Annotated in this window: 11 protein-coding genes; 10 read left to right on the top strand and 1 reads right to left on the bottom strand. The window is 58.7% G+C overall.

The annotated features are described in order from the left end of the window. The first annotated feature begins 41 nt into the window (after nt 1-41). The 6 genes from ACSQ1X_RS16310 (at nt 42) to ACSQ1X_RS16285 (ending at nt 8144) form a co-directional block, all read left to right on the top strand. On the top strand, nt 42-542 hold the full coding sequence (locus ACSQ1X_RS16310) for a glycosyltransferase (protein WP_436059354.1): 501 nt from the start codon (nt 42-44) through the stop codon (nt 540-542). Next, nucleotides 539-1732 (top strand): glycosyltransferase family 4 protein, encoded by a 1194-nt coding sequence (locus ACSQ1X_RS16305; RefSeq protein ID WP_436058410.1) that lies wholly within the window; start codon nt 539-541, stop codon nt 1730-1732. The genes ACSQ1X_RS16310 and ACSQ1X_RS16305 overlap by 4 nt, the downstream gene beginning before the upstream one ends. Then, complete coding sequence (locus ACSQ1X_RS16300) at nt 1729-3198, top strand: oligosaccharide flippase family protein (RefSeq protein ID WP_436058409.1); 1470 nt, start codon at nt 1729-1731, stop codon at nt 3196-3198. Before ACSQ1X_RS16305 ends, ACSQ1X_RS16300 begins: the two co-directional genes overlap by 4 nt. A 313-nt stretch (nt 3199-3511) precedes the next feature. After that, on the top strand, nt 3512-5035 hold the full coding sequence (locus ACSQ1X_RS16295) for a polysaccharide biosynthesis tyrosine autokinase (protein WP_436058408.1): 1524 nt from the start codon (nt 3512-3514) through the stop codon (nt 5033-5035). A 286-nt stretch (nt 5036-5321) separates the two neighbouring features. Beyond that, a complete protein-coding gene (locus ACSQ1X_RS16290) occupies nt 5322-6650 on the top strand; it encodes an acyltransferase family protein (RefSeq protein WP_436058407.1) in 1329 nt (442 codons plus the stop codon). Nucleotides 6651-6743: 93 nt separating this feature from the next. Continuing rightward, on the top strand, nt 6744-8144 hold the full coding sequence (locus tag ACSQ1X_RS16285; protein ID WP_436058406.1) for an O-antigen ligase family protein: 1401 nt from the start codon (nt 6744-6746) through the stop codon (nt 8142-8144). A gap of 183 nt (nt 8145-8327) precedes the next feature. Here ACSQ1X_RS16285 and ACSQ1X_RS16280 read toward each other — a convergent pair whose 3' ends face one another. After that, entirely contained in the window at nt 8328-8792 is a 465-nt protein-coding gene (locus ACSQ1X_RS16280; protein ID WP_028271531.1) for an Lrp/AsnC family transcriptional regulator, read from the bottom strand. A gap of 159 nt (nt 8793-8951) precedes the next feature. Here ACSQ1X_RS16280 and pdhA point away from each other — a divergent pair, with 159 nt between their 5' ends. The 4 genes from pdhA to glmM all read left to right on the top strand — a co-directional run bounded on the left by pdhA (nt 8952) and on the right by glmM (nt 15054). After that, nucleotides 8952-10175, top strand: a complete 1224-nt coding sequence (pdhA, locus tag ACSQ1X_RS16275) for a pyruvate dehydrogenase (acetyl-transferring) E1 component subunit alpha (protein WP_436058405.1) — start codon at nt 8952-8954, stop codon at nt 10173-10175. Beyond that, a complete protein-coding gene (locus tag ACSQ1X_RS16270) occupies nt 10172-11284 on the top strand; it encodes an alpha-ketoacid dehydrogenase subunit beta (RefSeq protein ID WP_436058404.1) in 1113 nt (370 codons plus the stop codon). Before pdhA ends, ACSQ1X_RS16270 begins: the two co-directional genes overlap by 4 nt. Before the next feature lie 4 nt (nt 11285-11288). Further along, nucleotides 11289-12788 (top strand): dihydrolipoamide acetyltransferase family protein, encoded by a 1500-nt coding sequence (locus ACSQ1X_RS16265; RefSeq protein WP_436058403.1) that lies wholly within the window; start codon nt 11289-11291, stop codon nt 12786-12788. A gap of 883 nt (nt 12789-13671) precedes the next feature. After that, nucleotides 13672-15054: a phosphoglucosamine mutase gene (gene glmM / locus ACSQ1X_RS16260; protein WP_436058402.1), complete on the top strand. Its 1383-nt coding sequence runs from the start codon at nt 13672-13674 to the stop codon at nt 15052-15054. Nucleotides 15055-15109 lie beyond the last annotated feature (55 nt).

The following is a 15109-nucleotide window of genomic DNA, read 5'->3' as shown; positions in this document are numbered from 1 at the left end:
GAGATTCACGACTCGCCGCGCTTGTAGGTAACTGTGCTCATGTGAAAAACCATGAAATGGCTCTCCGTCAGTTGATTGCCAGTGGTTATTCTGTTGCCCACCACGGTAACGAGTCGCAAGCTTCGCTGCAGGAAATCCGGATGCTGGATGAGCTAGCCGAGTCCGGTAAACTCCGCTACCGTGGCACGGGCGCTCCACTCGCGTCGCTTAAGAGTGCTGGTGTCTTCGTGCTGTCTTCACTGCACGAAGGGATGAGCGTAGCTCTCGCGGAAGCAATCGCAGCCGGAGCACCCTGTTTGGTAGCTGATTCCACAGGGCTATCTTGGGCAAAAGGAATCGATGGCGTTCAGCATATTTCCTTAGAGGATCGCGACGGTTGGGCGTCTGCCTTGCCAGAATCCGGGTATGTTCCAGTGAGCGGGACCAGGCCCGCCCCGAATCTTTCTCCGGGGCGAGGAGCCGCAGAATATGCCCACCTTTACCGCAGCCTTACCGGCAATTTCGGCCAAGACCGCCAATCTGAAGTGAGTATGACCAAGTGAGAATCGCAGTTGTTGGCCCATGTAGCCCGCGCGAATTTGCGGGCTGCCTGAGCCTCGAGCCTGAGAATTTGCCGCAAGGATTGGGTGGGACGCCAGTCAACAGCCTGGTCAGGTCGCTCTTGAGTTCGGGCCATACTGTGCATCTGATTACTGCTTCCCCCGAGATAGGCAGTGTGAAGCGTTTCGAGGGGGAAAACCTCTTCGTTTCAGTCGTACCATATCGAGAACGGGCGCGCGACCGTGCGTTGGATCTATTCCGACGGGAACGAAGGATTATGGCCAACGAACTTATGAGGGTCCAGGTTGACGTTGTCCACGCGCACTGGAGTTACGAATTCGGCTGGGTGGGCGTGACTTCGGGTATCCCAAATGTACTTACTGTCCATGACGCACCCCTGACAATTCTGAGGCGGATGCCTGATGCCTACAGAGCCCTGAGAACTGCTTTAGCGTTTGGAGTTCGTTTTTACGCATCGGATGTGACGGCAGTTTCCCCAGATTTGGCGGCCAAATGGAAACGCCAAATGCGCTTCCGCGGACAGGTGCGAGTTGTCCCTAATATCTCACCAGAATTTAGCGTCATCGAGCGCCCTTCACTGATGCAGGGGAGGGCGCCAGTCGTTTTGGACATCGCCGACGCTACTCCACTCAAGAATGTGCGCACTCTGCTGCAAGCGTTCAAAGGGTTCAGGGACCTCACCCCCGGGGCAGAGCTGAGACTCATAGGCACTGGGTTGGGTAACGAGGACGAATTAGCGGGCTGGGCGCGCCTATCTGGGTTGTCACGTGGGGTCCAATTTCTCGGGCGGCAGTCACGCGCGGGGGTATCTCACCACTTGAGTGAGTCCACGATGCTGTGTCACGCGTCGCTCGAAGAGAGCCAGGGGATGTGCTTTCTTGAGGCCATGTCCCACTCCGTTCCCATTATTGGTGGACGCGATTCTGGCGGTGTCGCCTGGACTCTTGACGGCGGCAAGGCTGGCCTCCTTGTCGATGTCAAAAGCAGTGAAGAAATTCTTCGGGGAATGCTGCAACTCCATGATGATCCGGAGGTGCGTTCTTCTCTAATCCGGCGAGGTCAGTACTTGGTGGCCGAGAGGTACTCGGCACCTGCCATCGCTACCGCATATCTGGGCTCCTACGAGAAGGCGATTGCCACCTTCGAGCGTCGGCAGATCGCACATTCGTGAGCAGCGTCAAGAGGGCAGCTGCTGGAGCGAAATGGGCGGTGGGTTGTCAGATATTTGTTAGCCTCGCCCAGTTTGTCGTGTCAGGGGTCACTTCTCGAATATTCCTGCCAGCGGACTTCGGAGGCTTTGCCGCTGCGCTAAGCCTAATGGGCTTACTGACGCTGCTGACCACTACTGGCCTACCGTCGTTCCTTCTAAAGGAACACAGGCTGTCTTCTAATCACATCCGTAGTATCCGTAGAATCGCGATCCTCACTGGTGGCTTGACAGCCACCGCCTACGTCCTCATTGCGCCCCTTTGGCTAGTTCTGCTCCAAGCCCCCGAAGGCGGCCAATTTATTCTGACGATGGCCGTGGCACAGGCCTTCGGCCCAACCGGAGCTGTTGAGTCAGCGCTACTGCGACGAGAGACAAATTTGAAGCGCGACGCGGTGACTGTCCTCGTGACATTTGTGGCCGCCAACGGGGCAGGACTCCTGCTCGCCGTGTGGTTGAGGCAGGCGTGGGTTCTCGGCGTTCCCTTGGCGATCACGCCAATTGTCTTGGCCATATCCGCCTGTTGCCTTCAGCATGAGGTCTACTTGGCTGGATCTTCGCTGAACAAGCGAGCTCTATTCACGTTTGGGCGCAAGATTACAACGCAGAACATGGGCTTTATGGTCCTTCAACAGGCCCCCGGATGGCTTGTCAGCACGACACTAGGGGCCGCGGCCCTCGGACACTTCACAAAAGGCGTGGCGCTGGCGCAAATGCCTGCCACAGCCCTGACAGCTATACAGAGCAGAATCGCACAACCTCACTGGAGGAATATACGAGGACGATCGTCGTTTCAAGAGGCCGTTTGTGACGCGGCATTGCTTTCAGCCGGCGTGGCGTTTCCCGGGTTCGCGATACTGTCAGTTAACGGATCGACACTGGTCAACTTATGGTTGGGACCTGGGTGGGAGTTGGCGGGTTCCATGACCTCTATGCTCGCTGTAGGGTTTGCATTTTCGATCCCATTCACGTTGATGGCTGGTAGTTTCGAGATGAGGGGCGATTTTGGGCCCGCTCGCACCGCTCAATGGTGCATGGCCGGGGCGATGTTGCCCCCCATACTTGCGATGATCACTACTCGAGACGTGCTATGGGCCAGTTGGGCACTAGCCATCTCGCAAGGAGGAGCGCTAATATGCCTGATCGCCGTCGTCAACTGGCAAAATCCACGTGTAAGTAGACGTTTGATACAAGGATTCGTCCAGCAGATCGCGTGGGCGGCGGTAATTGGGCTGAGCGGAATGCTCGTAGGCGCCGTTGTGTCGAGAAATGTTCAAGCATCGATTAGCGCAGAAATCATTCAGCTAGCTGTTGCTGCGGTTACCTCGGGGGTCGTTTGGCTTTTCACTTTTAGATGGCATACGACCAGTGCCATGCTCGTTCGGCGGGGCTTTAGATTGCCTCGGCTATTTCGCTCTGTCAACGTCTGAATGTTGATCATGTCCGAAGCCAGCAAGACGTTTGTACACCTCGACGTAATTCTAGCGAATTTGCGGCAAGGTGCTCTATCGCCAGTGACAGGCACAGGCAGGGGTGAGAACATCCTGCCATCGATCACCGGCTCACATCAGCATGAGGTGCCGGGCCCCAGGTTGTGCATTCAGCGGCGTTCGGTGCTCACGCTGTCGGGGGCGGCATATGTCGCCGGCGGTGGCCGGGTATGATTGCTACGACATTATGAACTCCGCCGTGCTAGGAGTAGCCGCCTGGGTGCTTCCAGGAACCGACACAAGGGGACCCGGTTTGGATATACGTGAGTACGCGCGTCTGGTGCGCCGCAATTGGATTTTGATAGTCAGTACAGCTCTTGCGGGCTTGCTAATCGGGGGAGCCACGTCCGTTCTGACTACCCCGACCTATTCTTCCGACACGGAGCTATTTGTCGCGATCCAAGGTTCTGGATCAGTCCAAGAACTCCAGCAAGGTAATACTTTCGGACAGGCCCGCGTCCAGTCCTATGTGAAGACTGTGGGTTCCCCCCTAGTACTCCAGCCCGCCATTGACGCGCTGGGCCTGGACATTTCATCAGCTGAGCTGGCATCCCGTGTTCAGGCTAGTGCTGACCTGAACACAGTGCTTATCAACATTTCCGTGGTGGATGACTCGCCGGTTCAAGCCGCCGCCATAGCGCAGGCTGTGGCCGACAGCCTTGTGAAGGCTGTAGATGCTCTGGAGAAGCCGACTCAGGGTGGTGCGTCACCAGTCAGCCTCTCAATTATTAAACCGGCGACAGCGCCGTCCGCGCCCACTACCCCAAATACACGCCTCAATCTATTGCTTGGCTTATTGACGGGACTGGCTCTCGGCGTAGGAACGGCATTTCTGCGGTCCACACTAGACAGCCGCATTCGGGGCGAGGCTGATGTCAGACATGTAACTGGGGCCCCGCTGCTGGGCGGAATTTCCTTCGATCAAGATGCAGCCCGGAGCCCTCTCCTAACCCAGACGGCTCCCCAAAGTGCCCGAGCCGAATCTTTTAGGCAACTTAGGACGAACCTGCAATTTGCAAACGTCTCGGGCCGAGCAAGGACGATTCTAATCACGTCGTCGTTGCCTGGTGAGGGAAAAAGCACAACAGCGACAAACTTGGCGATAGCCCTGGCTCAGGCTGGACAGTCAGTATGCCTCGTTGATGCCGACCTGCGGCGGCCGACAATTAACGAATATCTTGGTTTGGATCGTAATGTTGGCCTCACGACTGCGTTGGTAAGCGACATAGACGTCACGGAACTTCTGCAACCTTGGGGCGACGACAACCTGTTCGTCTTGGCATCCGGGCAAATCCCGCCCAACCCGAGTGAGCTCCTTGGCTCAACATCGATGCATCATTTGATCAAACGGCTGGAGGAGACTTTTGACACAGTCATCATTGATGCACCGCCGTTGCTGCCGGTTACAGACGCGGCTGTTTTGTCCCAACACGTCGGCGGCGTTGTCCTGGTAGTTGGCTCTGAAAAAGTGAAACGGCAGGACCTCGAGAAATCTGTTAACGCCCTTGAATTGGTAGATGCAGAATTGCTCGGAGTAGTCCTGAACCGGCTGCCGACTAAGGGTCCCGATTCGTATGCATACACGTACTACACGCGGCAGGATGATTCAACAGCAAAGACGGGAAAGGCGAAGCGCAACTCCACAGTTGATCATGCTGTCTCCGCGTCAAAGACAGGCCTGCGGAACTCCGTCGAGCGTGAAGAGGGCCAAATTTACGCAGATCAGCGACCTCCTCGTGTTTTTCCTGCTGGATCAATAGATAGTCAATGGCGATAACGCACGCGAATGTCGGAGATAGCTCTGGTGCGGCGAGGGTTACCAACCTCGAAATTGTAGAGGCGACGAGCCCCACGATCTTGAGACTCAACGGGACATTAGGTGTCTTGTATCGACTCTTCGGGCAAGATTGAGGGTACCCTAGGAGGCAGATGTTGTCGGTGTGAGTTCATGGGTGGGCCGAATCCTGCCATGTGTGGCCGGTAGGCGTGTTTTGCCTTCTGTGCGCGGTTGATTAGCGGAACCTCAATATTTAACGGCGGGGCGCGGTCGCTGCTACTCTTCGGTGGTGGGGATTAGAATATGGAGCCGGAGAGCTCGGACAACCGATGAAAAAGGTAGGCGCAGGAAGCGGTCTACTCCGGCGCAACGTTTGCCGTTTATCGACGGACTGCGAGGGCTGGCCGCAATTATTGTGGCAGTAGGCCACACTTGGGGAATGCTGGGGCCGGATCATCCGGTTGGTCCGATATGGACGGCGGATCTAGAGCATTTAGTTCTCTGGCCCTGGCTCTTCGGGAAGCAGATGGTCTGGTTGTTTATTCTCCTGAGCGGATTTGCTCTGTTTTGGAGTGAGGAGAACCGGACACTGACCGGGCGAACGCAAACAACACTCCGCACATATCTCAGAAGGCGGGCGTGGAGAATCCTGCCGACGTACTATGTTTCTGTAGCGCTCGGATTACTCGTCGTAGTGGGCTTATCCGATTGGCTCCTGGCCCCTTCGCCGAGTCTGCGAACCTTTGGCCCTGTGACACCAGCAGGCTTGGCATCGCACATATTTCTGCTGCAAAATCTGAGCCCGGAATGGATGTATCAGATCAACCCGCCACTATGGTCGATATCTGTTGAAGCGCAGCTCTATGTGATATTCCCTCTGCTGCTGGCATTGAAACGACGAGTCAATATCTATTTTTCTGCGATTATCATGCTGAGCGGTGTTCTGTTAATGAACAAACTCATAGATTCTCCTGTTTTTTCCCTAGCCCACTGGTTTCTTCTTGGTGCGATTCTTGCCTTTGTCGCGCGAAGGCGGGAAATATCTAACATCGCTCTTATCTCGATTGCTGCGTCCTGCATCGCGGTAGGACTCTTGCGTTTGCCCCAACTCTCGGGGCTTGTTGGAGAAGGTATCTGGATGGTAGGTTTCTCTGCCCTCACTGTAGGGCTCGTGCGAGTTCCGCCAGGTTCCTGGAATCTTCCAACACGGCCGAGCTTTCAATGGCTCGGAGCCCGCTCCTACAGCTTGTACGCAGTGCATTTTCCAATAGCTCTCGTTGTTTGGTCAGTTATTGGAAGGCTTGACCTGCCTCGTGTAGTGGAAGTCGCGGCAACGATTGTTCTGGGCACTTGCCTGAGTCTTCTGGTATCTCACATCGTCTACAAGTTCGTCGAGCGTCCATCGATGCGAGTCGGCGGTACAGGAACCGCCGCGCCCGAAGTCGCGGGAACAGTGTCCAAGCGTGGTGTCCTGAAAGCGAAGCCGGAGTTGAGGCTGTCGAGAGACGGTGCGAAAAGCACCATTCCACTCGATACTGCGTCCGATGCGGAAGTAACGCTGACGGAGGCAACCGTGGACGTCAGTGCTGAACATCTGGGTAACCGGATCACTTGATCTATTTGTATTAGTCATCACGTCCCGCGGTCCAACCTAATATGACTGCTGCGAGGCGCCCCAGTATTTATGCAGAGATTAGGGTTGAAGTCCGTGGAGACTCTTCTTCAATATGCTATTCCGTGCTCCATTGCGCTTTGCTTGGGCGTGTGGTTCATTTTTGTTCTTGGAAAGTGGGCTCCGGCCGCAGAACGGCGCGGAGGGAACTGGATGCTAGAAGGGCTCATTTTTATCTGCGGCCCACTCAGTACCCTTGCCGTGGCGATGTACCCGCTCACGGGAGGAGCTTCCAGCCTGTTCACAGTATTCAACCGTGCCCTGGCCTATGTTGCCATCGCATTGTCTGTTGCTGCCATTCTGGGCGCCGTCAGAACTCCCTCGCGAAAGGCTACAGGACTTTTAGTCTCCGTTGTGTTGTTCTACGCCGCTTTGTTTATGTCGAGTATTGGCGGAATAATTCCGGCGTTTCCGGAAGTCTATTGGACAACCCCCCTTGTGGTTTTTGCGTTCCTTTTCAATCAGAGATACTCCTTGGAGTGGCTACTTAGAATGGCCCGGATCGCAGTGCGAGTAATAGTGATCTTGAGCTTCGCGATGCTGTTCGTTGCGCCGGAGACTGCATTCAATATTGAAGAAGCCCGTACTGTTTTTGGCTTCCACCGAATGCAAGGAATTGTTGCACATCCCAACGGCTTTTCTGCCATAGCTGGATTCGGGTTTCTCTTGGAACTTCATTCCCGATCTAAGATTGCCTGGCGCATCCTTTTCACTTTGGCTATCGTCCTCGCGCAATCGACGACGGCTTACATTGCGATAGTGACCGGGTTGTTGGTCATGCACACCGTTCTTGGCAAGTTCCTGCGGTTTTCCCTTTACATTGCCGGCGTCGCGCTCCTTTCTCTGGCCGCATTTGGTGGAAATGGCTTCCTTTCTCAATTGCTGCCCGAGAAGGCTTCCACCCTGACGGGACGCACCGATATCTGGGCCGCTGCACTATACGGATTCCAGCAGAGCCCGATCTGGGGCTATGGTCCGACTCTGTTGGGCGATGAATATCGAAGCATGTACCTGCCGAACTTTGACGCTGCAGCCCAAGCCCACAACCAATGGATTCAGACGCTGGGCGGCGAGGGGCTCGTAGGGTTATTTTCCCTCATGATTTTGACTACTGTGATGCTGGTTTACGCAGTACGGTCCCGAGTCGCTACGAGTGGACTTTCCATGGCCATGGTGCTATTTCTCGTAGTCCGCTGCGTAACCGAGACGCCGTTGCGTCCGTCCGGCTTCAACATAATGACGTTGATGCTTGTCGTGACTCTTTGCACTCTAGCTGCGTCGGACAGAGGCCCTCTGTTAGGAGCAGGAGAATCGGATCCGCAAACAGCGCGCAAGAACTACCAAGGACGTCCGCATGCAACTTTCTCAAAAGTGCGGGCTAGGGGACTGGAGCGGCGCTTGCAATCTGCGCGACGACATGACTCACCTTCGCCATGATCCCCGGCACCGGCGGTGGGTGTGTGTTCCTGGGTCTCTAGTCAAGCTTCCGGGGAACCTTTTCCCCGCCGCGTGTCCGGTTTCCGCGCATCAGGTGGATGGCGTCGGAGCAACGGCATTCCGGTTTCTACCCTCGTTTCGGATTTAGTAGGCCTTGGACACGGGGTCGTAGCGGCCGAGGATCTAGCGCGTATCAACATCCTCAAACACGAGGAACGTCTGCGTATCCAGCACGCCAGGCATGGACTGCAGCTGATCGAAGATCACCCGGCGCAGGTCCACGTTGTCCACGGCCCGTACAAGCAGTATGACGTCAAAGTCCCCGCCCACCAGTGCAATATGATGGACCTCCGGGATGGCTCGCAGCAGCTCACGCAGCTCTCGCCACGAATGCTGCCTCACCTTGAGGGTCACGTAGGCGGACGATTTGAGCCCCGCCTTAATAGGGTCAACTAGCGCCGTGAACTTGGTCAGCACGCCCTCACCCGTCAGCCTCGCAATCCGCGTATAGGCATGCGCCCGTGAGATATGCACATTCTCCGCCACCTGGGTGACGGACATCCGCCCGTCCCGGGTCAGCTCCGCGATGATGTTCCGGTCCACGTCGTCCAGTGGTACCGCCACCTGGTCTGCTTCGGTCTCAGCCATTTGTCCACAACTCCCGCCGGTAACGCAGCTCACACTTACGATTCGTCTTTCAGATGAGGCCAGAATCTCATACTTCTCCACGATCCCGCCTATGACTGGATACGAAAGTTCTTTCAGGGCGATACTTGAAGCGAATAGTGGCTACAGAAGGACGGACCAATGACGATCTCCGCGGACCACACCGCCATCGGGCAGGACGCACCGGAACAGCCGGCCGGGAACCACGTGAGCGAGGGCGCCGCAGCCGAGGCTGTGCGCAAATTCGGCATCACGGTGGAGGACTACATGCTGCCGGCCCGCCACCAGATCCAGATGGTGGACCAGAACGGCACCCTGAACCCCCACACCGAGCAGGGCGCCCAGCCCGGCCACGAGTACGCGCTGCCCGGCGACGCCGAGCTGCTGGCCGCGTACGAGCAGCTCGTTGTCGGCCGCCGCGTCAATGACCAGAACTCCGCCCTGGTCCGTCAGGGCCGCATGGCTGTCTACCCGTCCAGCCACGGCCAGGAGGCCTGCCAGGTGGCAGCCGCCCTCTGCCTTGCCGACGGCGACTGGATCTTCCCCACGTACCGCGACTCCGTAGCCGTTATGGCACGCGGCGTGGACCCCGTCCAGACCATGACCCTCTTCCGCGGCGACTGGCACAGCGGCTACGACCCCACCAAACACAAGGTGGGAATCCAGTGCACGCCGCTGACCACCCAGCTGCTCCACGCGGTCGGCGTTGCTCATGCCGCCAAACTCCGAGGCGAAGACACCGTGGTCCTCGCCATGTGCGGCGACGGCGCCACCAGTGAAGGCGACTTCCACGAGGCGCTGAACTTCGCGGCCGTCTTCCATCTGCCCGTCGTCTTCTTTGTGCAGAACAACCAGTACGCCATCTCGGTGCCGCTGGCCCACCAGTCCGTGGCGCCGTCGCTGGCGCACAAGGCCGTGGGCTACGGCATGGCCGGCGAACGCGTGGACGGCAACGACGTCGTCGCCCTCCTTGCCGTGCTGGGCCGCGCGGTCAAACTGGCCCGCGAAGGCTCGGGCCCGCTCCTGGTGGAGGCCCACACGTACCGCATGCAGGCGCACACCAACGCCGATGACGCCACGCGATACCGCCAGGACAGCGAAGTGGCCCAGTGGGTGGCCAAGGATCCGCTGAAGCGGATGCAGACCTACCTGACGGACCGCGGACTGCTCGACGACAAGGGCGCCGCCCGGATAGCGGAGAAGGCGGAGGCAGTTGCCACGCAGCTCCGCGAAGGCCTGGGCGAGGACGTCCCTGTCGACCCGCAGGACCTGTTCCGGTACGTCTTTTCCACTCCCACTCCGCAGCTGAAGGAACAGTCCGCCATGCTCGCTGACGAAATCTCCCGGGACGAGGCCACAAAATGAGCCCCACCGTTACCACCTCCTCCGAGGTCAACGGCAACGTCAGTGCCGCCACAGCGCGCGCCGCCGCCAAGGCGGCAGCCTCGGCTGAATCAACCGGCCCGCAGACCATCACCCTGGCCAAGGCACTGAACACCGCCATGGCCGACGCCATGCACGCAGACTCCTCCGTGCTGGTCTTCGGCGAGGACGTCGGCCTGCTCGGCGGCGTCTTCCGGATCACCGACGGCCTCACCAAGACCTTCGGCGAATCCCGCTGCTTCGACACCCCGCTGGCCGAATCCGGCATCGTCGGCATGGCCGTGGGAATGGCCATGAACGGCATGCGCCCGGTAATAGAAATGCAGTTCGACGCCTTCGCCTACCCGGCCTTCGAGCAGATCGTCAGCCACGTGGCCAAGATGCACAACCGGACCAAGGGCGCGGTCAAGCTGCCCATCGTCATCCGGGTTCCCTATGCCGGCGGCATCGGGGGAGTGGAACACCACTGCGATTCCTCCGAGTCCTACTACGCCCACACCGCCGGCCTGAAGGTCTTCACCCCGGCCACCGTGGCCGACGGCTACCGCATGCTTCGCGAAGCCATCGACTCCGACGACCCGGTGATGTTCATGGAGCCCAAGAAGCTCTACTGGTCCAAGGACCTGGTGGACCTGGAAGGCCTCCGCGCCGAGCACGCCGCCAACACCGAGCGGGGGACTTCCTCGGAAGGCCGCGCCGCCGTTGCACGTCCCGGCACGGATGCCACGCTGATCGCCTACGGCCCGTCCGTGCCCACCGCGCTGGCTGCCGCGGCAGCCGCGGCCGATGAAGGGCGCTCGCTGGAAGTGATCGACGTCCGCTCCATCGTGCCGTTCGACGACGAGACTGTCTGTGCCTCCGTCCGCAAGACCGGCCGTGCCGTGGTCATTGCCGAGGCCCATGGTTTCGCGTCGGTGTCCTCGGAGATCGTGGCGCGCGTGCAGGAGCGCTGTTTCCACTACCTGGCCGCCCCTATCCGCCGCGTCACCGGTTTCGACGTGCCGTACCCGGCGCCGAAACTTGAGCATTACTACCTGCCCGGCGTGGACCGCATCCTCGACGCCGTTGACGACCTCCAGTGGGAAGACTGATCAGATGAGCGAAACGAAAGTATTCCTGCTGCCGGACCTCGGCGAAGGCCTCACAGAAGCCGAACTGGTGAACTGGCTCGTGGCCGTGGGCGACGAAATTCGGGTCGACCAGCCCATCGCCGAGGTTGAGACAGCGAAGTCCATGGTAGAGGTCCCGTCCCCGTACGCCGGCACCGTCGCCGTGCTTCACGGGGAGCCGGGCCAGACGCTCGACGTCGGCAAGCCTCTTATATCGGTCACACCCATTGGTGCTAAGTCGTTGGGCGAGCCTGTCGATACCAGCGCGCCGGTGGTTGAGCCTCTCGAAACCGCGGCTGAAACCTACAGGGAAGAGGAAAAAGCCGGCTCCGGCAACGTCCTCATCGGCTACGGAACACCAGGCGGACACGGTGTAGCCCGTCGCACGCGCGCACGGAAGCAGCCGGTGGTCGAGCCTGTCGAGACCGGTGCTGTCGCAACTCGTACCCCGGTGATTGAGCCTGTCGAAATCACGAGTGCGGAGAAAACCGCCGACGATCTCCTGCTCCTGCGCACCCGCGTACCAGGGAAACTCGGTGCGGTGATTTCGCCGCTGGTCCGCCGGATGGCCCGCGACCACGGAGTTGATTTGGGAGGGCTGCAGGGGTCGGGAGCCAGTGGGCTGATCATGCGTAAGGATGTCGAGGCAGCAATCGCTCCCGCCCCTGCGGTGGCACGTCCGTCGTTGGTTGAGCCTGTCGAAACCAGGCGATCCGTCATTGCACCTGACGAAACCCGCCGCGGTGAAACCGACTCCCGCACCGGCCTCGGCATCACAGCCCGGACGCCGGTCCGGGGCGTTCGCAAGGCCGTTGCCGCGAACATGTCCCGCAGCCGCTCCGAGATTCCGGAGGCGACGGTATGGGTCGACGTGGACGCTACAGCTCTTGTGGAAATGCGTGCTGCGTTGAAGAAGGCGGACCCGCATAACACACCAGGCTTGCTGGCTTTCATCGCACGGTTTGTCACCGCTGGATTGAAGAAGTATCCGGAGCTGAACACCAGGATTGTCACCACGGAGGACGCCGCGGGCGGGGAGAGCCAGGAGATCGTTGCATTCGACGGCGTCAACCTCGGCTTCGCAGCACAGACGGACCGCGGACTGATGGTGCCATCAGTGCGCAACGCGGACAAGATGAGTGCCCGCCAGTTGGATGCCGAAATTCGCCGGCTTACCGCCGTAGTGCGAGAAGGCAAGGCGACACCCTCGGAGTTGGGAAGCGGTACCTTCACGCTGAACAACTACGGGGTCTTCGGAGTGGACGGATCCGCCGCGATTATCAACCACCCGGAGGTGGGAATTCTCGGTGTTGGCCGGATCATCGACAAGCCGTGGGTCGTCAATGGAGAGTTGACCGTACGCAAAGTTACCGAACTGACCCTCACCTTTGACCACCGCGTATGCGACGGCGGAACGGCCGGTGGGTTCCTGCGCTATGTGGCTGACGCGATTGAGAGTCCGGGGTCCGTTCTGGCCGACATGTGAGCGGCTCCAGAACGACTTATGCTCGACTGACGAGCCGGTCAGCTGTCGAGTCTTTTTGACGGGGCCGCGCTCCTTGGCAATGGACGACGGTCATCCACCCATGGCCTGGCCGACTAATGGTGGTGGAGCAATTAAAAACGGACCCCATAGCGGATGAGTATCAGCGAGCAATCGTGCTTCAAAGACGGGTGCTCGACACTCGTTCGTTGACGTGTGTCTCATGCGTAACGTGGATTCATGTTTTCAATGCTGCTCCGATTAGTCAGGCTGGGCCCAAAGTGCCGGTTCTGTAGAGTTTCGCTCCGGCGTAGGACCCCCGGCCGAATTCTGCTCACGGGCCTGTTGGGAAACATGGGATTACATACGGGTTCATTAAAGGCGTAACGCCAAGGTGCGTTCAACGTGCCGTGGCGCCCAAGGCCGGGTGGGTGGCCGAGGTCTTTTCCAGCTGGTTGGATGTACGGCCAGCCGCCGGGTTGCAACCGGCGCATGACGTGCCGCACTACGAACTTGCGATCTTTGGCGCTGCCTGCGGTGTGGTTTTGAGACCAAATCAGCACAAGACGAAGGCTTCTTGATCGCCTCGTGCGTAACGGCAATGTAACGCAATCGGACCTGGGCAGCGTCGCGTTCTTCCGGAACAATACCTGTATTCAACAGACTTGGGTGTTCACTTGCATCTCGCTGTCCGGAAGGTCACCGAGCCGATTTTGGCACTGGGCCCCGAAACCGGGATAGCGAATTCCTGCGCTTCGTAGCAGACGCGGTTGACAACCCCTGGACCGCGATAGGCGGATTAGATGAACTCTTTCCAAGCGGAACGATGGATTACCGAGCGCCGTGTGAATCACCTGTCTACAAAGCAACGCTATTATCAGTCTCCATGAGCTCATTGTTTGGAACTGATGGTGTACGCGGTCTGGCCAACGGCTTGATTACCGCAGAGCTCTCGATGAAGCTGGCGCAGGCTGCGGCTGTGGTCTTGGGGAACACAGGACCCCGGACCGGGTTGCGTCCTGCTGCTGTGATCGCACGCGATCCACGAATAAGCGGTGACTATATAGCGGCTGCCATGGCGGCAGGTCTGGCTAGTGCCGGTGTTGACGTGTTTGACTCAGTTATTATCCCGACGCCCGCGGCCGCTTATCTTGCGGCTGATCTTGGGGCGGACTTCGGCGTAATGATTTCTGCTTCCCACAATCCGGCTCATGACAACGGAATCAAGTTTTTAGCTTTCGGCGGACTCAAACTCACGGACGACCTTGAGAACGCCATCGAGGAGGAGCTCACGCGGCCCAGTCCCCGTCCTATAGGGGCCGGCATTGGGCGCATTCATCGATTTGCGGACGCCGAAGATCGATACGTCGCCCACCTCCTATCCTCACTTCAGCACAGGTTGGATGGTCTGACCGTTGTCCTCGACTGCGCGCACGGCGCAGCGAGTGCCTGTTCTCCGCGGGTGTTCGAAGACGCAGGGGCCCGCGTAATTGTGATCGGCGCTGATCCGGACGGGCTCAATATCAATGATGGCTACGGCTCCACTCATATGGGCACCCTCCAAGCTGCCGTCATCGCCCACAAAGCTGATCTGGGCATTGCCCACGATGGTGACGCAGACCGTTGCATGGCAGTGGACAACCTCGGCCACGTGGTAGACGGGGACCAGATCATGGCAATCTTGGCGACGGCACTGGACGCCGCAGGAAAACTCAGGGACAGAACAATTGTCGCGACAGTCATGAGCAATCTTGGATTGAAGATCGCCCTAGGCCAGGCTGGCATCACGGTCATGGAGACGGCGGTCGGTGACCGCTATGTACTGGAGAGCATGCGAGAGGGCGGTTACACGCTGGGCGGAGAACAGTCCGGGCACGTCATCTTGGCCGACTTTGCCACCACAGGGGACGGAATCTTGACCGGCCTGCACCTTGCCGCAGAAGTAGCTCGCTCCGGGCGGACGCTGGCAGAGTTGGCCGCCGTAATGGTGCGCTTGCCGCAAGTATTAATCAACGTAAAAGGTGTGGACAAGACAATAGCGTCAACGCATCCGATTATTCAGGACATGGTGCAACAGGCGACGAACGACCTGGAAGGCAAGGGACGTGTACTGCTCCGTCCGTCAGGTACGGAACCTGTCATGAGGATCATGGTTGAAGCCACCGAAATGGAGGTGGCACAAAGGATTGCGTCCACTATTGCTGACGCGGTGCTACTCCATGCCAGTGCGGACGAATCGGCTGTGATGGCAGCTGGCGTCCAGCCGTAATGCCATTTCGGTAGGATGTAAGCGGGGAAAGTGTGAGTGGCTTCACATTGCCTAA

It is taken from the genome of Arthrobacter sp. LjRoot78 (assembly GCF_964254335.1).
Taxonomy (GTDB): Bacteria; Actinomycetota; Actinomycetes; order Actinomycetales; family Micrococcaceae; genus Arthrobacter.
This window is presented reverse-complemented; position numbering and strand designations above follow the sequence as displayed.

Bases quoted from the DNA above. Each gene is read 5' to 3' on its own strand.
- ACSQ1X_RS16280 (WP_028271531.1), bottom strand. From the start codon at position 8,792: ATGGCTGAGACCGAAGCAGACCAGGTGGCGGTACCACTGGACGACGTG.
- ACSQ1X_RS16270 (WP_436058404.1), top strand. From the start codon at position 10,172: ATGAGCCCCACCGTTACCACCTCCTCCGAGGTCAACGGCAACGTCAGT.
- pdhA (WP_436058405.1), top strand. From the start codon at position 8,952: ATGACGATCTCCGCGGACCACACCGCCATCGGGCAGGACGCACCGGAA.
- glmM (WP_436058402.1), top strand. From the start codon at position 13,672: ATGAGCTCATTGTTTGGAACTGATGGTGTACGCGGTCTGGCCAACGGC.
- ACSQ1X_RS16265 (WP_436058403.1), top strand. From the start codon at position 11,289: ATGAGCGAAACGAAAGTATTCCTGCTGCCGGACCTCGGCGAAGGCCTC.